The sequence below is a fragment of the Amycolatopsis sp. NPDC003861 genome (genome assembly GCF_053605405.1).
Map to the genome: position 1 here is coordinate 1 of NZ_JBSGJD010000188.1, position 20,094 is coordinate 20,094.

Below are 20,094 nucleotides of genomic sequence, written 5' to 3' on the forward strand. Positions count from 1 at the left end.
TCGCTTTGTTACCCCCCCGGCTGGTGTGTGGCTGGGGGGTTTCACCCCCGCCTTGCCACTCACGACGGGTCACACGAAGTCGATGCGGTGCTGCGCCACCGGGTAGCCCGCCTTCGCGAACGTCTTCGCCATCGGCACGTTGCCGACGTCGGTGCCCGCGACGATCCGGTCCGCGCCGTACCCGACGAGGTCGTGCGTCGCCTCGACCACCATGTCGTAGGCGTAGCCGTGGCCCCGCTGCTCCGGCACCACGGCGACGTAGCCGACCACCGGGTCGTAGACGTTGCGGCTCGGCAGGACGAGACCGACCAGTTCGCCCGCGGGCGTGTACGCCAGCCGCCACCAGTCCCGCGGCCCCGGCATCCACTTCATGATCTCGAGGTCCTCCTGCGCGGCCGCGTCGATGCCGTGCTCTTCGACGGTCTTCCGCACGTGCGCGTCGAGGCTGCCGACGTGCACCCGCTTGAAGACCTCGAGGACGACGTCGTCGTCCGGCTCCGGCCGGAACTCGAGCCGGCCGGTCTTCTCCGGCAGGCCGTTTTCCGGCGTCCAGCGGAAGCGGTAGCGCTCGACGAGCTTGCGGTAGCCCGCCTTCTCCGCCGCTTCGACCCGGCGGTCGACCTCGGCCGCGACCTCCGGGTCGTCCCGCCACGCCGGCGGCGTGTGGAGCGCGTATTCGGCGTGCAGCGGCGCGGTTTTCAGCAGGCGGACGGCCGCGTCGGAGTCGGTGAAGTCGAACCAGTCGAGGGCGACCGGGTCGTCTTCACGGGACTTGGCCCACCAAGCGGCGCGGGCCACGACGACGTCGTCGCGCAGCGCGACCCAGACCCGCTCAGGCGGGTATTCGCCCCGCCTCGCCATCTCGGCGAAGTCGTCGCCGAGCAGCTTGCGGCCGACGAGACCGCGGTCGGGCAGGGAGGTGAACAGTGCTTCTTCGCCCGCTTCGAGCGGGCGCACGACCAGTTCGGTCATGGAAATCCTTCCGGGAGGACGCGCTCCCGGTCAGACAGCCGGCACCCTCGTGGCCGGGTGGGAGCGCGTGATCGGTTGCGTGATCATCGGTCCCACCTCCTTTCGCCTGGTCGAGGGTGCGTCGGCGACCCTAGCCGGTCCCGGCCGCGGAGATCAACGGATTTTCTGGAGCACCACGCGCGTGCTCAGCCGCGGTTCGGCGTAGGAGTGCGACGCCTCCACGACGTACTCGCCCGCGATGTGCTGCCAGCCTTCGCGCCAGACCTCGGCCGACCTCGCCGTGATGGCGATGTCGGCCTCCACGGTCGCCCCGGGCCGGGCTTCGACGCTCGCGAACCCGGCCAGCCAGCGGTGCGGCCGGTCGCCGCGCTCGGTCGGGACGAGGTAGAGCTGGACGACTTCGCGCCCCGTGCGCGTACCCGTGTTGCGGACGCGGACCCGGACCCGCGCGCCGCCTTCCTCGTCCGGGTAGGCGTCGATTTCTTCGTATTCCCACGTCGTGTAGCCCTGGCCTTGGCCGAACCAGTACGCGGGTTGCCGATCGGTGCGGGCCCAAGCGCCGTAACCGATGTACACGCCTTCGCCGTACTCGAGCACGCCTTGCTCCGGCGTCACGTCGGTGACCGGCGCGTCTTCGAGCTTCGCCGGCCAGGTCGTCGGCAGGCGGCCGCCGGGCTCTTCGCGGCCGAAGAGGACGTCGGCGAGCGCGTCGCCGCCGGCCTGGCCGGGGAACCAGGTGAGCAGCACCGCGGCGACGTCGTCACGCCACGGCATCTCGACCGGGGAGCCGGCGTTGACGACCACGACGGTGTTGCGATTCGCCTCGGCGACCCGTGCGACGAGCTCGTCCTGACGGCCGGGCAGGGCGAGGGAAGTCCGGTCGAAGCCTTCGCTCTCGACTTCGGCGGTCGTGCCGACCACGACGACGGCGACCTCCGACTTCGCCGCGAGGGCCACGGCTTCTTCCAGGCTCGCGTCGGGGTCGAGGACCGGGCCGCGGTGACCGAGCGCGAAGGTGACCCAGGCGAAGGTGCCCCTCGCGAACTCCGCCATCTCCGACGGGATCCAGTAAGTCAGGCTGACGTCGACCGGTTCGCCCGCGGTCAGCTCGACCTCCCGGCGCTGCTCGTGGACCTGCATGATCGACGTGAAGATGTCGCCGCCCTCCGGCAGGTTCACGCCGTCGAAGACGGTCTGGCCGGCGACGGTGAGGCGGAGGTCACCGGGACCGGTGATGCCGAAGGTGTGCGTGCCGCCCGCGTCCGGGAGGAACGTGCCGGCGATCTCGACCGAGGCGAGCGTGCCGACGTCGAGGCCGGCCGGCAGTTCGCCGATCCAGTCGATCCTGGCTTTGCGCAAGGGGAATTGCGCGAGTTCGGTGCCGTCGGCGGCGCGGGCGGTCGCGCGGATCCGGAAATTGTCGGTGGCGGTCGGTAACGTCGTCCGCGGATCGGCACCGGGGGCGTAGACGAGCTCGGTGCCTTCGGGAACGGCCGCTTTCAGGCCGTCGAGAGGGGAGACGACGTGGTCGGGGAACACGGTGGCGCTGCCACCACCCAGGATCTTCGGGTCCGCGGCGAGCGCGCCGATGAGCGCGATGCTCTGCGGCTCCCGCAGGGGCAGCACGCCGGTTTCGTTGCGGAGCAGCACGAACGACCGGTGCGCGACCTCGCGCGCGATCGCGTCGCCGTCCACATCGGACTCCTCGGGCGCGGGGTCCCCGCCGAGCGCGCCGGTCCGGTGGGCCAGCAGGAGCACGCGGCGCACCATGGCGTCGACGACGGCTTCGTCGACTTCGCCGCCGCGGACGGCTTCGGCGAGCCGGGCGCCGAACACCGTGCGGGGGCCGGGCATGGCCACGTCGAGGCCGCCGTTGGCGGAGGCGACGGTGTCGCGCGCGGCCAGCCAGTCGGAGACGACGAAGCCGTCGAAGCCCCATTCGCCGCGCAGCACGCCGTTGAGGAGTTCTGCGTGCTGGGTCATCGTGGTCCCGTTGACACCGTTGTAGGCGGCCATGATCCCCCACGGCTTCGCGCGCCGGACGATGAGTTCGAACGGCGCGAGGTAGAGCTCGCGCAGAGCGCGTTCGGTGACGCGGACGTCGGCGGTGAAGCGTTCGGTCTCGAAGTCGTTGGCGACGAAGTGCTTGACCGTGACGGCGACCCCGCCGTCCTGAACGCCGGTGACGTAGCCGGCGCCGATCATCCCGGTGAGGAGGGGGTCTTCGGAGTAGCACTCGAAGTGCCGGCCGCCCAGCGGCGAGCGGTGGAGGTTGACCGTCGGGGCGAGCAGCACGTGCACGCCCTTGCGCCGGGCTTCCTGCGCGAGCAGGCGGCCGGTCTCGACCGCCAGGCGCGGGTCCCAGCTCGCGGCGAGCGCGGTGGGGCTGGGCAGAGTGACGGAGGGATCGTCCGGGCTCCAGCGCGTCCCGCGGACGCCGACCGGGCCGTCGGAGAGCACCAGCGACGCCAGCCCGATCCCCGGCAGCGCGGGCAGGGACCAGACGTCCTGGCCGGCGAGCAGGCTCGCCTTGGCGTCCAGGTCGAGTTCGGCCAGCAGCGCCTCGACGTCGAAGCTCATGCGCATCCTCCGCGATCGGTCCTGCTGTCACCCTACCTGGCGTCGAGTAGTGAACGTTATGCTTCCGTGACGCTTTGTCCCGTAGGCTCGGGATCATGACCCGGGCCAGGGGCGCCGACCGCCGAGCCAGCATCGTCCGCGCGGCGTTCGAGGTGATCGCCGAGCGCGGCTACCGAGGCACGTCCCTCGCCGCGGTCGCCGAGCGCGTCGGGCTGACGCAGCAAGGGCTGATGCACTACTTCCCCACGAAGGAGGACCTGCTGGCGGCCGTGCTGGAGACCCGCGACGAGTGGGACCTGCTGCACTTCGGCCACGCCCGCGCGGGCGACCCGTCGGCGATGACGGTGAACCAGCTGGCCGAACTGGTCGACTACAACGCCACGCGCCCGGGCATCGTCCAGACGTACACGGTGCTGTCGGCGGACAGCGTCACGGAAGACCACCCGGCCCGCAAGTACTTCCAGGACCGCTACACGCGGGTGCGCGCCGGCATGGCGCAGATGCTGGAGCGCCACCGCGACGAGCTGCCGCCGGGAACGACGCCGGAACAGCTGGCCCCCTTGGCCATCGCCCTCCTGGACGGCCTCCAGCTGCAGTGGCTCCTGGACCCGGACGAGGTCGACATGTCGGCCGGGTTCCGCACGTTCCTGACCCTGCTGGGGGTGAAGCCGGACTGACCCTCAGCCCATTCCCACGCTCTGCCGCTCGACCTCGATCAGCGCCACCACCCGCTCCTGCTCCCGCGAGTACGGACCCCCGATGTACTTCGTCGCGATCCGGTCCACGATCTCCCACGCCGCATCGCCCTCGATCCACTCGGCCACCCGGCCGCGGATGATCACCGGCTCGAACGGGTTGTCCGGCGGGGTCAGGGAAAGCGCGACCCGCGGGTCGCGGCGCAGGTTGCGAGCCTTGCGGGAGTCCGGGCCGGTCAGGATGGCGATGCGGTCGCCTTCCGGGTCGACCCAGACCGGGACCGAGTGGGGCGCGCCGTCGGGCAGGACGGTCGCGAGGTGACCGATCGCGGTGGTGGCGAGGATGCGGCGGACGTCGGCGTCGAGCATGGTCGGCTCCTTGTGGTGGTCGGGGTTCAGGCGACGGTGTAGTGGAGGTGGGTGACGCCGGGCGCGGCCACGGCCTCGACCAGGCTCAGCCGCACGTGCGCGGGCAGCTCCTGGAAGAACGACCGGCCGGCGCCGAGCAGCACGGGGACCTGGTGGAGGACGATTTCGTCGACGAGGCCGGCCTGCAGCGCAGAGGCCAGGACACCGCCGCCCATCAGGCCGACATCCTTGCCGCCGGCCGCCTCGCGGGCCGCCGCGATCGCGTCTTCGACGTTGTCGACGAGCGTCTGCCGCTCGGTCAGGTCCGGCGCGGGCCGGTGGCTGACCAGGAACAGCGGTGCGTTCGGGTGCGGGCTGCCACCGCCGAAGTGCTCCGAGTCTTCGTAGGTGTTGCGGCCCGCCACGATCGCGCCCACCCGGCCGGCGAGCGAGTCGAAGATGCGGGCGCTGGGCTCGCTGAGCTTGAAGAAGTCGAAGACCCGGCTCTGGGTGTCCCCGTCGGAGTACCAGTCGAAGAGCGTCCCGCCGTCGCCGAGGCCCTGGCCGGGTCGTGCGCCGCGGCCGGTGATGTAGCCGTCGACCGACACGGCGTGGGCGCTGAAGACCTTGCTCATCGTGACATTCCCTTCTGGGTTCCTTCAGGAGACTCCAGAACCGTAGCAGCTTAAGTTCCTTGAGGGAACCCCAAGTGCTAAACTCGCCTCATGCAGCGCACGAACTTCAGCGAACTGGCCGCGTGCTCGATCGCGCGCACGCTCGACGTCATCGGCGAACCGTGGTCACCGCTGATCCTGCGGGACATCTGGGCCGGGTTCAGCCGGTTCGAGCAGCTCCAGGCGGACCTCGGCATCTCGCGCAAGGTGCTCACCGAACGGCTGAACCACCTGGTCGAGCAGCAGGTCCTCGAGCGCCGCCCGTACGACCGCCGTCCGCGCTACGAGTACGTCCTGACCGAGAAGGGCACCGAACTGGTCGACATGCTGATGGTGATGACCCGCTGGGGCGACAAGTGGCTGGCGGGCAAGGCCGGGCCGCCGGTGCTCTACCGCCACCACGCGTGCGGCGAGATCAGCAGCGTCGACCTGCGCTGCGCCCACTGCGGCGAGCCGATGCACGCCAACGACGTCGACGTGCTCGCCGGCCCCGGCGCGACCCGCTAGTCACAGCAACCGCGGCTGGGCGACCACCGCACGCAGTCGCTGGAGCGTGCGCAGCGTCGTCTCCAGGTCTTCCTGCGACACCTCGGCCGCCACGTCCTCCGCCCAGGCGACCTGCGCCGCGCCCAGCTCCCGCATCGCCGCGCGCGCCCGCCGCGTCAACGACAGCAACGGCGCCCGCGCGTCGGCCGGGTTCGGCAGGCGGTCCAGCATTCCGTTGCGCAGCAAGCGGTTCACCGTCTCCTGCACGCTCTGCCGGCGCAGCCCACGCCGGCGTGCCACCTCCGCCGCGGTCGCCGGGCCGTCCTCCAGGAAGCCGAGGACCTGCCACTGCGCCGCGGTCAGCCCGACCGGCTCGGTCAGCGCGTCGCCCGCGGCGAGGAAACCGCCGTTGCACGCGAAAACCGCGTCGATCACGCGGGTGAACGTTTCGGCTCGGGGTGACCGCATGCGTGCTAGTCTCGCACATCGACAGGTACCTGTCGAAATGGAGACGACCATGGACATGCCCCGCCTCGGCCCGGCGCACGAAGCACTGAAGGCGTTCGTCGGCGACTGGACCGGCACGGAGGAACTCGCCGCCTCGCCGTGGGCGCCGGCCTCGACCGCGCACGCGGACTGCGAATACCGCTTGGCGCTCAACGGTTTCGCGGTCGTCCAGCACTACCGGCAACGCCGCGGGGACGGGTCGGAGTTCCTCGGCCACAACGTCTTCACCGCGGATCCGGCCACCGGCGAGACGCTCTGGTACGGCTTCGACAGCTACGGCTACCCGCCCGAGTCGCCCGCCCGCGGCGGCTGGAACGGTGCGACGCTGACCCTGGAGAAGGTGACCGCGCGCGGGGTGGCGCGGCACCGGCTCACCCCGGACGGCGGGACGCTGACGCACGAGATCGACGTCCGGATGGGTGAAAACCCGGAGTACCGGCCGTTTTTGCGCGCGCGGTACACCCGGACGGGCCAGTAGCGGGCCAGAAACTGTCGGACCCCCGGAGTACAGATAGGGGCGTGACCGGAACCGCCGACCCGCCCCCGCTGATCGGGGTCGAGAACCTGAAGATGCCCGAGTGGGCGCGCGTCGACGAACGCGTGGCCGCGTCGAGCTTCGGCCAGGCCGTGCGCACGCTGCCCACGGCGATCTCGGTCGTGCTGCGGCTGGCCTGGCGCACGTCGCCACGGCTGACGCTGCTGGCCGCCGTCGTGCACGTCGTCTCCGGCTGCGTCACGGCGTTCGGGCTGCTCGCCACGGCGAACGTCTTCACCGCGCTGCTCGAACAGGGGCCGACACCGGAGCGCGTGCTGCAGTCGCTGCCCGCGATCGCGGTCGTCACCGGGTCGTACGCGGCGCGGGCGTTGCTGGACGCAGCTGTCGCCGCCGTCGAAGGCGCGTTGCGGCCCCGGGTCACCGCGGCGGCGGACGACGCGGTGACGGCCGCGGTCGTGCGCGTCGGGCTGATCGCGTTCGAGGACGCGGACTTCCGGGAACTGGCCCGGCAAGGCGCGCGGTTCGGCGTGCAGGCCATCGAGACGAGCCTGCGGCGGCTGGCGGACCTGACGTCGTCGGTCATCTCGCTGGCGGCGGCGATGATCACGGCCGGGCTGCTGAACCCGTGGCTGGCCCCGGTGCTGCTGCTCGCCGCGGCGGCCGACGGCTGGTCCGCCGCGCGCGTCGCGAAGCTGAACTACCGGCACTTCCTGGACACGGTCGGGCGCAACATCCGCAAGTCGGTCGTCGAAGAGGTCGCCACCTGGCGCTCGATGGCCCTCGAACGGCACGCGCTGACGCTGCAGGAGCCGTTGCTCGGCGAGTACCGGCGCATCTCGCGGAGTCTCACGCGCGAGGAGATCCGGCTGGCGCACCGGAGCAACCTGGTGCGCACGAGCGGCCGGGCGGCGGCGGGCTTCGGCACGGCGGCGGCGTACCTGGTGCTCGGGTGGCTGCTCTACACGGGCGGGATGGAGCTGGCGCTGGCCGGCACGGCGGTGCTGGCGATGCGCACGGCGTCGACGGCGTTGTCCAACACCATGCGCGCGGTCAACTCGCTGTACGAGGACTCCTTCTACATCGGGTTCTACAACCAGCTGCTCGCGGAGTCCCGGAAGCGGCAGCCGCCGCCGGCGTCGCTCACGGCGCCGGCCGACCCGGGCGAGATCCGGCTGGACGGCGTCACGTTCACCTACCCGGGCCGCGACAGCCCGGCGCTGCGCGACATCTCGGTGACGATCCGGCGCGGCGAGGTGGTCGCGCTGGTCGGTGAGAACGGTTCGGGGAAGACCACCCTCGGCAAGCTGCTCACCGGGCTCTACCCACCGGACGAGGGAACGGTCCGCTGGGACGACGTCGACCTGGCGGCGGCGGACCCGGCATCGGTGCACGCGAACATCGCGGTGATCGCCCAGGAGCCGGCGGAGTGGCCGATGACGGCGGCGAACAACATCACGGTCGGCCGCCTCGGCCGTCCGGACCCGGACGGCCACGCCTGGCGCGAAGCGGTCGACTACTCGGGCGCGGACGAGGTGATCGAATCCCTGCCCGCCAAGGAGAAAACGGTGCTGTCGAAGAAGTTCGACGAGGGCCACGACCTGTCGGGCGGCCAGTGGCAGCGCATGGGCATCGCCCGGGGAATCTACCGCGACGCCTCGGTCCTGGTGGCCGACGAGCCGACAGCGGCCCTCGACGCCCGCGCGGAGGCCCGGGTGTTCGCCGGCCTCCAGCACGCAAGCCGTTCGAACCGCGGCCGCCGCACGACGGTCCTGGTGACCCACCGGCTGGCCAACATCCGCTCGGCAGACCGGATCCTGGTCCTGGAGAAGGGAAGGTTGATCGAGCAAGGAACCCACGACGATTTGATAAAAGCGGGCGGCGTCTACCACGAGCTGTACGAGATCCAGGCCCGCGCCTACCGCAACGGCTCACCCTGACGCATCCCGCCACACCCGCGTACCCGCCCCGCGCACCCACGGTCGGCCCGACCCGCGTACCCGACCGGTCGGCTCGCGCACCCACACGCTCGCCCCGCATACCCAGCCGGTCGGCCGGTCGGCCGGCGCACCCGGCCGGTCGGCCCGCGCACCCAGCCGGTCGGCCGGCGCACCCACACGGTCGGCCGGCTCGCCGGCCGACCCTCCAGGCGCGCGAGGTCGCCGAGCCCGAACTCGTCACTCGCGTGATTGGACGCGGAACTCGCGTGATCGGGCGCGGAACTCGCGTGATTAGCCGCGTATCTCGCGTGATCGGGCGCGGAACTCGCGTGACTGGCGGCGTATCTCGCGTGATTGGCGGGGTCAGGTGGGGAGGGTGAGGGAGCCTAGGTGGGAGAAGTGGGCGGCGATGCGGGAGCCGCGGCGGAGCGGGACCGCGTCCGTCATGCCGCCGGTCAGGATCAGCCAGCCCGGCTCCATCGCCACGCCTCGGGACGCGAGGGCGTTGGCCGCCAAGGCGAGGGCCTCCGCCGGGTGGCCCAGGACGGCCGCGCCCGTGGCCGTGTCGACGATCTGGCCGTCGACCTCCAGCAACGCCGCCTCCAGGGACAAGTCCAGCGAGGACGGCGGTACCCCCACCGGTCCCACGCTGAAGTACGCCGACGAGCCGTTGTCCGCGACGGCGTCCGGCAGCGTGAACCGGTAGTCCGCGTAGCGGCTGTCGATCACCTCGATGCCGCCGTACACGCGGTCGACCGCCGCCAGGGCCGTTGCCGCCGTCACGCCCGGGCCCGCCAGCCGGCGGCCCAGGACGAACACCAGCTCCGGCTCGGCTCGCGGGTGGATCAGCGACGGCACCGGCACGCCCGCCGGCAGCACCATCGCGTCCGTCAGCCAGGCCAGCAACGGTGCGTCGATGCCCATCCGCTGCTGCTTGGCCCGGGACGTCAGCCCCAGTTTCACCCCGATCAGCGTCTCCCCGCGGGCCCGGCGCTGGCGCAACGCCTCGTCCTGGATCGCGTACGCCGTATCGACGTCCAGACCCGGCCACTCCTCCGAGAGCGGAGCCCGCTCCGAGACCGTCCCCAACAGCGAAGCGGCTGCCTCTCGCACGTTCACGATTCCTCCGAAAACACCGCGGTGACGCTGCCGAGGCCGGCGATCGTCGCGACGATCGTGTCGCCCGGGGACACCGGGATCGCCCGGGTCATCGACCCCGGCAGCACGACGTGGCCGGGCTCCAGGGTCACCCCCAGCGGCCCCACCGTGTTCGCCAGCCACACCAGCGAGTTCAACGGCGAGCCGAGCACCGCGCCGCCCGCGCCCGTCGCCGCCACCGCACCGTTCTGGTACAGCACGCAGCCCGCGAGGCGCAGGTCAGCGGCCGAAAGAGCCGTCGGCTTGCTCCCCAGCACCACCCCGCCCGACGACGCGTTGTCCGCGATCGTGTCGAACAGCGAGATCTTCCAGTCCTGAATGCGGGAGTCGACGATCTCCAGCGAAGGCAGCACGAAGTCGACCGCCCGGACCGCGTCGGCGACCGTCACGCCCGGGCCGCGCAGGGCCGAGCCGAGCACGAACGCGATCTCCGGCTCGATCCGCGGTTGCAGGAACGCCGATGTCGGGATCGGCTGGTGCTCCAGGTGGAACATGCTGCCGGTGAGGTGCCCGTAGTCGGGCTGGTCGACGCCCATCTGCCGCTGCATCGCCGCCGACGCGAGGCCGACCTTGTGGCCGCGGACGGCGTCGCCACCCTCGACCCAGTGCCGCACCTGCTCCTGCTGGATCCGGTAGGCGTCCTCGACGCCCGCGTCGGGATACGTCTTGATCAGCGGCTCGATCGGCTCGCGCGTGGCGTAGGCCCCCGCCAGTGCGGCCGCGGCCTCCTGCACCTTGCTGACATCCACCTCCGGGACTCTGCCGTGCGCGGCGGGCGGGCACAAGCACGGATGTTCCGTCCAGCGGAACTCTCGCCAGGCAATCTCTTGCACGCGAGACAAATCGAGCGTAGCGTGGCGGACACCACCAGGAAGGGACGTGAGGGACATGGCACCGACCCAGGCCGAGGTCACCAAGCTCGCCGAAGCCCGCGACGCACTGCGCGAGCGCCACCTGCGCCCGGCCGCCGAACGCCCGGCGACGAACGGGCGCGGCATCCACCACACCGCGCTGATCTCCAGCGACGTCGAGCGGACCATCGAGTTCTACCAGGACATCCTCGGCTTCCCGCTCACCGAGCTCATCGAAAACCGGGACTACCCCGGCTCGAGCCACTTCTTCTTCGACGTCGGCAACGGCAACGCGGTCGCCTTCTTCGACCTGCCCGGTCTGGACCTCGGCCCGTACGCGGAAGTCCTCGGTGGACTGCACCACCTGGCCCTCTCCGTCACGCCCGAACGGTGGAGCGCGATCAAGGACAAGCTCGACGAGGCCGGGGTGAAGTACCTGCTGGAGAGCAAGACCTCCATCTACCTGTCCGATCCGGACGGTGCCCGCGTCGAGCTGATCTCCGACCCGCTCGGCGAGATGTACGGCGAGAAGATCGGCTGAAAGCGTGGTCCGGGCGTCGCGCGCCAACTAGCCTGTGCGCGACGTCTGGAGGTCCGATGTCCGACTGGTCGCTCTCCCGCGCGAAGGCGCGGCTCGATCACCGCGAGCTGCTCGACGAACTCACCGCGCGCACCCGGTTCGAGGTCCGGCTGCACCTGAACGAACCGGCCACGAACGGCGCCTACGACGAGCTCACGAGCATCTTCGCGATCGGGCACGGCGAGTGCGCCGCCCTCCTGCAGCACCACCGGCTCCTGCCGTGGTGGGAGCGGGCGCTGCTGTTCCGCTACGCGCGGCGCATGCACGGCAAGGCGATCACGCGCAGTGTCGGTGTCGTGCCCGCCGAGGTCGCGCCGCAGGCCGCCCGCGCGTTCGGCGCCGAGATCGCGGAGCTGGCCCCCGGCTCCGGGGACACCGGCGCGAAGTACGACCTGCAGGGCCGTGGCCTGCTGACCGTTTTCCGGATCGCCGTCGGCGCCAAGGGCGAGATCTGGCCGGACCGCCACGAGGTCGCCACGACGTCCGCCCGCAACATCCTGACCTGCGCCGCGACCTTCGCCCGGCGGAAGCCGTGGCACGTGCTCTGGCCCGTCTACCGGGTACGGGGTCTGCGGCTCTGGAAGCTTTGACCCCGGTGGTGCGTTCCACCGGTATGAACGCAGAGGAAATCCTCGCCGGCGCGAACACCATCGCCGTCGTCGGCCTGAGCCGCGATCCGGCCAAGGCCGCGCACGGCGTCCCGGCCGTCCTGCAGGCCCACGGCTTCCGGATCATCCCGGTGCACCCGACCGCGACCGAGCTGCTCGGCGAAAAGGTGTACCGGTCGCTGAAGGACATCCCGGAGCCGGTGGACCTCGTCGACGTCTTCCGGCCGTCCCCCGAAGCGCCGGGCATCGCCCGCGAGGCCGTCGAGATCGGCGCCAAAGCGCTGTGGCTGCAGCAGGGCATCGTCTCCGCTGAAGCGCGCCGCATCGCCGAAGAGGGCGGGCTCGCCTACGTCGAGAACCGGTGCACCGCCGTCGTCCGCGCGACCGCTTCGATCACGAAGAGCTAGCTCCGAAGTGGACGATCCGGTGGTTGCCCGGTTCGGTGACCCAGACGCCGCCCGCGCCGTCGTCGGCCATGTCCCTCGGCGAGCCGATCGGCTCGGCCGTGTCGGGTAACGCGGCGCCGGTGCGGATGTCGAACCGGGCGACGCGCCCGGTGTCGTCGACCAGCAGCCGCCCGGCCCGGTCGAGCGCGACCGCGCGGGGCCGGTCCAGGGAGCGGAACTCGCGCACGAAGCCGCCCTGCCACGAAAACTGCACCACGCGGCGGTTGCCGGTGTCGGCGACGTAGACGTTGCCCGCCGCGTCAACCGCGACGCCTTCGGGCGCCTTGAGCCGCCCGGCCAGGACGCGCACGAGCGCGCCGTCGCGGGTGAAGGCCTGGACCCGGTCGTTGCCGGTGTCGGCCACCCAGACGCGGCCGCGCGTGTCGACGGCGATCCCCGAGGGCGCGCGGAACTGCCCCGGCCCGGCGCCGGGCCCGCCGAACGCACGCGGCAACGCGGCGACTTCACTGCTGGTCACGGCACCAGGATCACCGGCGGCGGGCCGGTGCGGCCAGCGCCGGGACGAGTGTTCAGCGACTGTTCCGCCTCCGCTCACCAGCTCCAGCGGGAGCACGTCCGCCGGTCGAGGAAGCTGTACGCGGGCAGGGGCCCGAGCCAGTCGGCCTGGACACCGTCGTCGCGCGCGAGCCCGGCGACGGTGTCCCGCACGACGAGCAAGTCGCCCAGCCCGACCAGGAACGCCCACCGCTCGTCGGCGCTCTCGCCCGCCGGCAACGCCACGGAGTCGCGGGCGCGTTCGGCGACCCGCGACAGCAGCACGTCCGAGCGGGCCGCCCGCCACGCCGACCCGGGTTCGGTGAACCGCAGGCAGACGTGCACCTCGGCCAGGCCGTCGAGCCGGTCGAGGTCGGCGCGGTAGGTGTCCGCGGCCGGGGCGAGCACCTCGGTGCGGACGGCGTCCTCGTCCTCGGCCACCGTGCCGAACCGGACCGGCAGCACCGGGCCGCCCTCGACGAGCGCGGACACCACCGCCAGGTGCGCGGCCGGGTCGGGCTCGGGGTCGCCGACGACCATCGCGAGGTCCTCCCAGCAGACCGTGCGCGGCGCGCGCGGGTGCCCGGCCCGGACGACGCCGTAGAGCTGCAGCGTCACGGCTGTTCGACGGGGATGGCCGGCGCGGGAGGCACGGCCACGGCGGGTGTCGGTGGCGGGGGCGGGATCAGCCCGACGGTCTGGTCGAGCCCGATGGAGACCTGCCCGGGGTGGGGCTGCTGCGCCTGCGCGTTCACCCGCTGCATCGCTTCGAGGTAGCGGATGTAGGTGTCGACGCTGGCGATCACGACCCTGGCTTCGATCGACAGCAGTTCGATCCCGATCAGGGACACCTTCACCGTGGCGTCGATGACGAGTCCCTTGTCCAGCAGGATGTTGAGGGTGTCGGCGAGTCCGCCACCGGTCTGCCCCGGTCTGGTCACTTCGCTCCTTCGGTTGCGGGGATTGCGTCGAGGGCGGCGCGGATCTCGGCGAACCGGAGCTCCAGCGCGATCAGGGCCTGGCCGAGCGCTTCGACCTGGGCCGGGGCGAGGGTGCCGGCGTCGAGCCGGCGCAGGGCCTGCCGCTCCAGCACTTCCTTGAGGACGTCGAGCACGGTGACGACGAGGTGCCCGAGCCCGCGGCCGGCGTCGGCGGCGATCCGCTGGGTCATCCGGGCTCGCCTTCCAGCCCGAGCAGCAGCAGCCGCAGGTCGAGCCGCACGAGGTCGATGCCGGCGAGGGAGATGATGACGTCCCCGGTGACGACGGCCCCGCGGTGCACGACCCGGTCGAGCAGGTCGACGATGGCCTCGGCGGCGTTGGTGCCGGTCGGCGTGAAGACCTCGGGAAGCAGGTCGGGGTCAGCCATTCGCCGTCGCTCCGAGCTCGAGGTCGGTGAACGAGTACGGCGGCCAGGGCCCCGACGTCTCGACCGTCGCCCCCGCCGCGCTCAGCTCGCGGGTGAACCACTCGACCTCCGCGTGGAACTCCGCCTCGCGGCCGGTCTCCACCAGGTACGCCCTGTTCATCAGCACGCCGTGCGGCCGCGCGCGTTCCACGCTGTCCGCCGACTGCCGCCGCAGCGCCTCCTGGAGCCGGGCGGCCGCGCCGGCCACGTCTTCGCGGGCACGCTGGATCGCCTTCAGCCGTTCGCGCCGCCGGACCAGGTACTGCGTTCCGGTCAGGCCCGCCGCGTCCGGCCGGGTGGTCGCGGCCGGCTCCGAATGCCGCACCCGGACGCCCCACTCGCGGTGGCCGGCCACCTCGTCGAGGCAGTCGCGGGCCTGGTCGTAGCCCGCCTGCAGGAGCCGGAGCGCGGCGTCTTCGCCGTCGAGGACCGTGCCGAACCGCAGCGGCAGCACCGGTTCGCTGCGGAACACCGCGCGCACCACGGCGTCGTGCTCGCGGGCCAGCTCGGCGAGCGTGCCGTCGACCGGGTCGAGCGTGTCGATGCGGTCGAAGCGCGCCGGCGCCACCTCGGCGACCACCACGCCGAGGTCGCGGTAGCCGATCAGCCGCGGTGCCGGCCCGATGTCCAAAGCGGACGGACGGTTGCGGGTGATCGCGTACGCGCAGAGCCAGTTTCCGGTGCTCACCGCGGTTCTTCCCTCCCGCCCGGCACGGGCAGCCGGGCCTCCAATTCGGCGACGCGCGCCGCCAGGTCGGTTGCGCCCAGTTCCGCTCGCGCGGCATTCGGGGCAAAGAACGGATCGTTCGTCCACCAGTCCATGCCCATTTCCCGGGCGGTCTGCGCGGACGCGATGAACAGCCGGATCCGCAGCGTCAGCAATTCGACGTCGACCACGCTGACGCCGATGTCACCGGCGATGACGACGCCCTTGTCGAGCACGCGTTCCAGAATGTCCGCCAATGAATCGGACGAAGCGGCCAATCGTGTCGACCTTCCTTTCAGGAATCGGTGGCGCCCCGCGTGAACCGGCGCAGCCGCTCGCACGCGCCGAGTTCGCCGTCGGCGTCGACGTCCACCCGGTAGGTGGCCATCACACTGGTGGAGTCCGGGATCCGGGCCAGCTCGACGACGTCGACGAGCACGGACCAGCCGCCGTCGCCCCGGCCGCGAATCCCGGTCACGGCGTGCGGAGTGAGCCCGGTCACCATGGCGAACTGGTCCTTCGCGGCCCGAATGGCATCGGCGGCGCGCAGCCGGGAAACGGATTTCCCGGCGGCATCGGGCGCATTTTTGTTTTGGGCAGGCAACGGCAGTGGCGATTCCGTCATCGCTTTCCTAGTCACGGGGTGGGTGCCCACCGTAGCAACACCGAGGTTCACGTGCAGGACCTTCGCGGGACGGCATTTTTCACCGGTTCGCGCGCACGATTGGGCGGTCCGCGGCAACCGCGGGCGGCAAATGGCGCAGCACACGGGCGCCCAGCGGAACCAATTTCCGGCAAACGCCCGGTTGGTTACGATCGAGTAACGTCCACCAGGCGGTAGCCGACCCCGCGGACCGTCTCGATGGTGTGCGTGCCGAACGGCGTGTCGATCTTGCGCCGGAGGTAGCCGATGTACACCTCGACGACGTTCTCGTCGCCGTCGTAGTGCGCGTCCCAGACGTGGCTCAGGATCTCGTTCTTCGACAACGCCGTTCCGGCCCGCCGCAGCAGGAACTCCAGCAACCCGAACTCCCGCGCGGTGAGCTCGATTCGCTTTTGTCCTCTGTGGACAGTACGGGCGGACGGGTCGAGCCGCAGGTCGCCGGCCTCCAGCACGGCCGGCCGGGCCGGGGCGCCGCGCCGCAGCAACGCGCGCAGCCGGGCGATCAGCACGACGAAGGAGAACGGTTTGGACAGGTAGTCGTCGGCGCCGAGGTCGAACGCGTCGGCTTCGTCGTACTCGCCGTCCTTGGCCGTCAGCATCAGCACCGGCGTCCAGTTCTCCGCCGCGCGCAGGCGTTTGAGCACCTCGTAGCCGGACAGCTCGGGCAGCATGATGTCGAGCACCACGACGTCGTACGCGTGCTCGGTCGCCCGCCAGAGGCCCTCGCGGCCGGTGTGCGCGACGTCGGCGGTGAAGCCCTCGGCCACCAGCCCGCGCCGCAGCGTCTCCGCGAACTCGCGCTCGTCCTCCACGATCAGCAGGCGCACTACTCCTCCTTCGGCAGTTCGATCACCGGCAGTTCGATCACGAACCGCGCGCCCGGCTCGCCGGACTCGGCGCAACGCGCCCGGCCGCCGTGGCGCGCCGCGATGCCGGCCACGATCGGCAGGCCCAGCCCGGTCCCGCCGTGCCCGCGCTGCCGTGACGCGTCGAGCCGGACGAACCGCTCGAAGATCCGCTCCCGGTCGGCTTCCGCGACGCCGGGGCCATCGTCGCTCACCTCGATGACGGCCAGGTCGCCGCGAACCGCGCTGCTGACGCGGATGCGCGAGCGCGCGTGCCCGCGCGCGTTGTCGACCAGGTTGCGCACGGCCCGCCGCAGCTGGGCCTCGCTGCCGTGCACCTTCGCCGGCCCCGCGCGCACTTCGACGTCCGCCGTGGTCTCCCCGCGGACGCGCTCGGCTTCGGCGCGGACGATGTCGTCGAGGTCGACCTCGGTGCGCTGCGGCCGGTCGGTCGCGTCGTCGGTGCGGGCCAGCATGAGCAGGTCGTCGACGAGCTCGCGCAGCCGCGCGGTCTCCCGGGCGATCACCGGCACCAGGTCGCCGGTGCTCTCCGGGTGCCGCCCGGAGACGTCGAGAGCGGTGCTTATCGTCGAGAGCGGTGATCTCAGTTCGTGGCTGGCGTCCGCGACGAACCGGCGTTGCGCGGCCTGGGCCGACGCGAGCCGGGACAGCATTTCGTTGAGCGTCACGGCCAGGCGGTGCACCTCGTCGCCGCCCGGCGGCAGCGGCACGCGCGCGGCGAGGTCGCGCGTCGAGATCTCCGCGACGGTCCGGCGCATCCGCTCGACCGGCCGCAGCGCCGAGCCGACCGCGCGGTACACCGCGAGCCCGGCGATGGCCAGCAGCGGCACGGCGATCAGGCCGAGCAGCAGCGTCAGCCGCGTCGAGGCCTCCGTGACCGGTTCCAGTGAGCGCGCGGAGATCACGGTGAACGGCCCGCCCGGCCCGGCCACCTCCTGCGACACGACGCGGTAGTCGTCGTTGTCGCCGTTCAGCCCGAGCGGCAGCGTTTCGACGATTTCATGCCCGACGACCGGGCGAGCCGTGGTCAACGGCGGGTGCCCGACGATCGCCGGATCGCTCGCGATCGGCGTCCCGCGCGCGTCCAGGACCTGCGTGACGGCTTCGGTGTCGCCGGTGCTGGCGACGTCGCTCGCGCTCAGGTCGCGCGCGCCTTCGCGGATGAGCTGGATGGCGACCTGCCGCCCGGTGCTGCGGGCACTCTCGGTGACACTGCGGTCGAGCGACTCCTCCAGCAGCAGCACCACGACCACGCAGCCGACGGCGATGGCCAGCGCGAGCGCGAACACCGCCACCGCGGTGGTGCGCATCCGGACGCCGGTCGCGGCGATCACCTTGCCCAGTCTCACCAACGCAGCGTAACCACGAACGAGGCCGGTACGCGGGCGGACCAGCGACGGGACGCTCGTCGCCACCCCGTCACGCGCCCCGGCGGCGGCGCGGGACGGCGAGCCGCTCCCCGCGCAGCCGCTCGACCTCGGCCAGGTCCAGCGGGCCGAGCGGGTGCCCGACCGTCCAGGCCAGCAGCAGGTCGGCCAGCGCGGGGTTGCGGGCGAGCGCCGGGCCGTGCAGGTAGGTGCCGACGACCCGGTCGGTCACCGCGCCCTCGGTGCCGTCGCCGTTGCCGGTGCCGCGCACGACCCGCCCGAGCGGCTGGCTGTCGGCGCCGAGCTTGCTGACGCCCAGGTGGTTTTCGAACCCGGTCAGCGCCTCGCCGGCCAGCAGCCCGGACGACGTCGCGACCAGCTCGGCGACCGCGCGCTGCTCGCCGGGTTCGGTGGTGACGTCGAGCAGGCCGAGCCCGTCGTGGTCGACGCCGTCGAGGCCGCGGAAGCGGGTGCCGAGCACCTGCAGGCCCGCGCACACGCCGAAGACGACCGCACCGGCCGCGACGGCCCGGCGCAGGCCCGGGTACTTGCGCAGGTGCGCGGCGGCCAGCACCTGGGCGCCGTCCTCGCCGCCGCCGAGGAGGTAGAGGTCCAAAGTGGACGGTACCGGCTCGCTGAGGCCGATCGGGACCACCTCGGCGTCGAGCCCGCGCCACTGCAGCCGCTTGCCGAGCACCTGAGCGTTGCCGGTGTCGCCGTAGGTGCCGAGCACCTCGGGCAGCAGAAGTCCGATGTGGACGGTCGAATCAGCCACTCGGCAACCTGCCCACCAGGTCGCGGAACGCGGTGTAGTTGGCGACCAGCTCGACGGCGCCGGGCGGCAGCGCGTCGATCGCGGTGACCGGGTCCGGTTCGGCCCAGTGCGCGACCTCGGCGTAGCAGAGCCGGACGGACAGGTCGGCGCCGCGCTCGCCGGTGACGACGACCTGGCGCCCGCGGAGCCGTTCGAAGTGGACGTCCCACAGCCAGGACAGGTCGCGGCCGTCGGCCTCCTGGGCGTTGACGGCGACGACGACCGGGGTGTCCTCGTCCAGCACGCGCAGCGTTTCCACCCAGCCGGCCGGGTTCTTGGCCAGCATCAGCCGCACGGAGTGCCGAGACCGGCGGATCGTCCGGTAGCGGCCGCCGATGTCGGTGATGGTCCGCAGCCGCGCGGCGGCGGTGTGCGGCGGAACGCCGAGCCGGTGCGCGGCGGCGAGCGCGAGGGCGGCGTTCGCGCGGTTGACCTCGCCGGGCAGCCGCAGGTCGAGGTCGACCTGGCGGCCACCGGGGGTGACCACGAGCTCGCCGTCGAGCGTCCACGCGGGTGCCGGTCGGGCGAGGCCGCACCCGCAGCTCCAGTGCCGGTCCTGGGTTTCGACGCGGCCCTCGCAGCGCGGGCACGCCGTCGAGTCCCCGCTCCAGCGGCGGCCGGCGCCGACCCAGACGGCCTTCGCGGCCGCGCTCGCGGCGGAGGTCACGAGGACGTCGTCACAGTTCGCGACGACGACGGTGTCGTTTAGTTCGGCAATGGCGGCCCGCAGGTCCCGTTCGGTGGCGCGGACCTCGCCGACCCGGTCGAGCTGGTCGCGGCTCAGGTTGAGCAGGACGAGAACGGCGGGCCGGACCTGGTCGGCAACCCAGGGAACGTAGGTCTCGTCGACCTCGAGGACCGCGTAAGGCGCACCGGGGCGGGCGGTCAGGGCGGCGAGGACGCCATCGGGCATGTTGGCGCCATCGCTGTTGGCGGCGACCTCGGCGAGCGTTTCGAGAGCGCGGGTGAGCATCAGCGAGGTGGTGGTCTTGCCATTGGTCCCGGTGACGAGCACAACGGTGCGTTCCCGCCCGAGCCGGCGCAGGGCGAGCGGATCAAGGGCCAGCGTGACGCGGCCACCGATCATCCCGCCGCGGCCGAGCCCGGAGCTGCGCGAGAGCCAGGCGGTGAGCCGCCCGGCAGCCACGGACGCGCGAGTACGGAGGGACATCGCCTGGATGGTGCCCGCAAGCCGCTGTGATTTTCCTGAGTCCGTGGCCTGCGTCTCGCGGGGCGGCTTTCGTGGTGGGCTGGGCGGCCGAGCCGCAGCCGCTTGTAGGGGCCCCGGCAAAGCCGAAACGCCTTCCGCAGCTGCCTCACCGACCGAAACGGCACGCGGACGCCCAAACCGGCACCCCACCCAGGCCTCCCCCGCCACCCCGATCCGAAGCCAGCACGCGGACGGTGGTGCCGGGTCAAGGCACGCTTTCCCGCCTT

General features: G+C 72.2%; 26 protein-coding genes. 7 read left to right on the forward strand and 19 right to left on the reverse strand.

The features are described from left to right. Positions 1-69: 69 nt before the first annotated feature. Positions 70-972 carry a GNAT family N-acetyltransferase gene (locus ACWEVN_RS34350; RefSeq protein ID WP_452054045.1) on the reverse strand — a complete coding sequence of 301 codons (903 nt, stop codon included), beginning with the start codon at positions 970-972 and terminating at the stop codon, positions 70-72. Positions 973-1,125: 153 nt separating this feature from the next. Further along, positions 1,126-3,552, reverse strand: a complete 2,427-nt coding sequence (locus ACWEVN_RS34355; protein WP_452054046.1) for a beta-glucosidase H — start codon at positions 3,550-3,552, stop codon at positions 1,126-1,128. Positions 3,553-3,647: 95 nt separating this feature from the next. Here ACWEVN_RS34355 and ACWEVN_RS34360 point away from each other — a divergent pair, with 95 nt between their 5' ends. Beyond that, positions 3,648-4,229 carry a TetR/AcrR family transcriptional regulator gene (locus ACWEVN_RS34360; protein WP_452054047.1) on the forward strand — a complete coding sequence of 194 codons (582 nt, stop codon included), beginning with the start codon at positions 3,648-3,650 and terminating at the stop codon, positions 4,227-4,229. Between the two features lie 3 nt (positions 4,230-4,232). On the opposite strand, the gene ACWEVN_RS34365 is transcribed toward ACWEVN_RS34360, so the two are convergent. Together ACWEVN_RS34365 and ACWEVN_RS34370 are read right to left on the reverse strand one after the other, a co-directional pair. After that, positions 4,233-4,616, reverse strand: a complete 384-nt coding sequence (locus ACWEVN_RS34365; protein ID WP_449686946.1) for a PPOX class F420-dependent oxidoreductase — start codon at positions 4,614-4,616, stop codon at positions 4,233-4,235. Between the two features lie 26 nt (positions 4,617-4,642). Further along, positions 4,643-5,230, reverse strand: coding sequence for a dihydrofolate reductase family protein (locus ACWEVN_RS34370; protein ID WP_449686945.1), 588 nt, complete (start codon positions 5,228-5,230; stop codon positions 4,643-4,645). Positions 5,231-5,320: 90 nt separating this feature from the next. Between ACWEVN_RS34370 and ACWEVN_RS34375 the strand changes: the two genes are divergently transcribed. Continuing rightward, positions 5,321-5,776, forward strand: a complete 456-nt coding sequence (locus tag ACWEVN_RS34375) for a winged helix-turn-helix transcriptional regulator (protein WP_452054048.1) — start codon at positions 5,321-5,323, stop codon at positions 5,774-5,776. Here ACWEVN_RS34375 and ACWEVN_RS34380 read toward each other — a convergent pair whose 3' ends face one another. Next, positions 5,777-6,223: a MarR family winged helix-turn-helix transcriptional regulator gene (locus ACWEVN_RS34380; protein ID WP_310968847.1), complete on the reverse strand. Its 447-nt coding sequence runs from the start codon at positions 6,221-6,223 to the stop codon at positions 5,777-5,779. It lies immediately after the preceding gene. 49 nt (positions 6,224-6,272) lie between these two features. Here ACWEVN_RS34380 and ACWEVN_RS34385 point away from each other — a divergent pair, with 49 nt between their 5' ends. Beyond that, a complete protein-coding gene (locus ACWEVN_RS34385) occupies positions 6,273-6,740 on the forward strand; it encodes a DUF1579 family protein (protein ID WP_452054049.1) in 468 nt (155 codons plus the stop codon). 41 nt (positions 6,741-6,781) lie between these two features. Next, positions 6,782-8,695, forward strand: a complete 1,914-nt coding sequence (locus ACWEVN_RS34390; RefSeq protein WP_452054050.1) for an ABC transporter ATP-binding protein — start codon at positions 6,782-6,784, stop codon at positions 8,693-8,695. Between the two features lie 363 nt (positions 8,696-9,058). Here the strand turns inward: ACWEVN_RS34390 and ACWEVN_RS34395 are convergent, their stop codons facing one another. After that, on the reverse strand, positions 9,059-9,814 hold the full coding sequence (locus ACWEVN_RS34395) for a 2-keto-4-pentenoate hydratase (protein ID WP_452054051.1): 756 nt from the start codon (positions 9,812-9,814) through the stop codon (positions 9,059-9,061). Then, positions 9,811-10,602 carry a 2-keto-4-pentenoate hydratase gene (locus tag ACWEVN_RS34400; protein ID WP_449686939.1) on the reverse strand — a complete coding sequence of 264 codons (792 nt, stop codon included), beginning with the start codon at positions 10,600-10,602 and terminating at the stop codon, positions 9,811-9,813. Before ACWEVN_RS34400 ends, ACWEVN_RS34395 begins: the two co-directional genes overlap by 4 nt. Positions 10,603-10,741: 139 nt before the next feature. Here ACWEVN_RS34400 and ACWEVN_RS34405 point away from each other — a divergent pair, with 139 nt between their 5' ends. From ACWEVN_RS34405 to ACWEVN_RS34415, 3 genes are read left to right on the forward strand one after another with little or no spacing between them, the layout of a single operon-like run. Then, positions 10,742-11,245 carry a VOC family protein gene (locus ACWEVN_RS34405; RefSeq protein WP_310968855.1) on the forward strand — a complete coding sequence of 168 codons (504 nt, stop codon included), beginning with the start codon at positions 10,742-10,744 and terminating at the stop codon, positions 11,243-11,245. Between the two features lie 56 nt (positions 11,246-11,301). Further along, entirely contained in the window at positions 11,302-11,874 is a 573-nt protein-coding gene (locus tag ACWEVN_RS34410) for a hypothetical protein (RefSeq protein WP_452054052.1), read from the forward strand. Positions 11,875-11,897: 23 nt separating this feature from the next. After that, entirely contained in the window at positions 11,898-12,299 is a 402-nt protein-coding gene (locus ACWEVN_RS34415) for a CoA-binding protein (RefSeq protein ID WP_449679490.1), read from the forward strand. Here ACWEVN_RS34415 and ACWEVN_RS34420 read toward each other — a convergent pair. From ACWEVN_RS34420 to ACWEVN_RS34475, 12 genes are all read right to left on the reverse strand, one after another. Then, entirely contained in the window at positions 12,286-12,816 is a 531-nt protein-coding gene (locus ACWEVN_RS34420; RefSeq protein ID WP_452054053.1) for an NHL repeat-containing protein, read from the reverse strand. The genes ACWEVN_RS34415 and ACWEVN_RS34420 overlap by 14 nt on opposite strands. 74 nt (positions 12,817-12,890) lie before the next feature. Further along, entirely contained in the window at positions 12,891-13,451 is a 561-nt protein-coding gene (locus ACWEVN_RS34425) for a GvpL/GvpF family gas vesicle protein (protein ID WP_449679492.1), read from the reverse strand. Continuing rightward, entirely contained in the window at positions 13,448-13,774 is a 327-nt protein-coding gene (gvpJ, locus tag ACWEVN_RS34430; protein ID WP_449686936.1) for a gas vesicle protein GvpJ, read from the reverse strand. Before gvpJ (ACWEVN_RS34430) ends, ACWEVN_RS34425 begins: the two co-directional genes overlap by 4 nt. Further along, complete coding sequence (gene gvpK / locus ACWEVN_RS34435; RefSeq protein ID WP_449686935.1) at positions 13,771-14,004, reverse strand: gas vesicle protein GvpK; 234 nt, start codon at positions 14,002-14,004, stop codon at positions 13,771-13,773. The genes gvpJ (ACWEVN_RS34430) and gvpK overlap by 4 nt, the downstream gene beginning before the upstream one ends. Further along, positions 14,001-14,201: a gas vesicle protein GvpJ gene (gene gvpJ, locus ACWEVN_RS34440; RefSeq protein WP_449686934.1), complete on the reverse strand. Its 201-nt coding sequence runs from the start codon at positions 14,199-14,201 to the stop codon at positions 14,001-14,003. The genes gvpK and gvpJ (ACWEVN_RS34440) overlap by 4 nt, the downstream gene beginning before the upstream one ends. Continuing rightward, on the reverse strand, positions 14,194-14,928 hold the full coding sequence (locus tag ACWEVN_RS34445; RefSeq protein WP_452054054.1) for a GvpL/GvpF family gas vesicle protein: 735 nt from the start codon (positions 14,926-14,928) through the stop codon (positions 14,194-14,196). Before ACWEVN_RS34445 ends, gvpJ (ACWEVN_RS34440) begins: the two co-directional genes overlap by 8 nt. Continuing rightward, entirely contained in the window at positions 14,925-15,224 is a 300-nt protein-coding gene (locus ACWEVN_RS34450) for a gas vesicle protein (protein WP_449686932.1), read from the reverse strand. Before ACWEVN_RS34450 ends, ACWEVN_RS34445 begins: the two co-directional genes overlap by 4 nt. A 17-nt stretch (positions 15,225-15,241) precedes the next feature. Then, entirely contained in the window at positions 15,242-15,622 is a 381-nt protein-coding gene (locus ACWEVN_RS34455; protein WP_452054055.1) for a gas vesicle protein GvpO, read from the reverse strand. Between the two features lie 134 nt (positions 15,623-15,756). Continuing rightward, positions 15,757-16,437 carry a response regulator transcription factor gene (locus ACWEVN_RS34460; protein ID WP_310968869.1) on the reverse strand — a complete coding sequence of 227 codons (681 nt, stop codon included), beginning with the start codon at positions 16,435-16,437 and terminating at the stop codon, positions 15,757-15,759. Further along, on the reverse strand, positions 16,437-17,825 hold the full coding sequence (locus ACWEVN_RS34465; RefSeq protein WP_452054056.1) for a sensor histidine kinase: 1,389 nt from the start codon (positions 17,823-17,825) through the stop codon (positions 16,437-16,439). Before ACWEVN_RS34465 ends, ACWEVN_RS34460 begins: the two co-directional genes overlap by 1 nt. Before the next feature lie 70 nt (positions 17,826-17,895). Further along, a complete protein-coding gene (locus tag ACWEVN_RS34470; RefSeq protein WP_452054057.1) occupies positions 17,896-18,618 on the reverse strand; it encodes a type 1 glutamine amidotransferase in 723 nt (240 codons plus the stop codon). Beyond that, entirely contained in the window at positions 18,611-19,828 is a 1,218-nt protein-coding gene (locus tag ACWEVN_RS34475) for a MurT ligase domain-containing protein (protein WP_452054058.1), read from the reverse strand. Before ACWEVN_RS34475 ends, ACWEVN_RS34470 begins: the two co-directional genes overlap by 8 nt. Between the last annotated feature and the right edge of the window lie 266 nt (positions 19,829-20,094).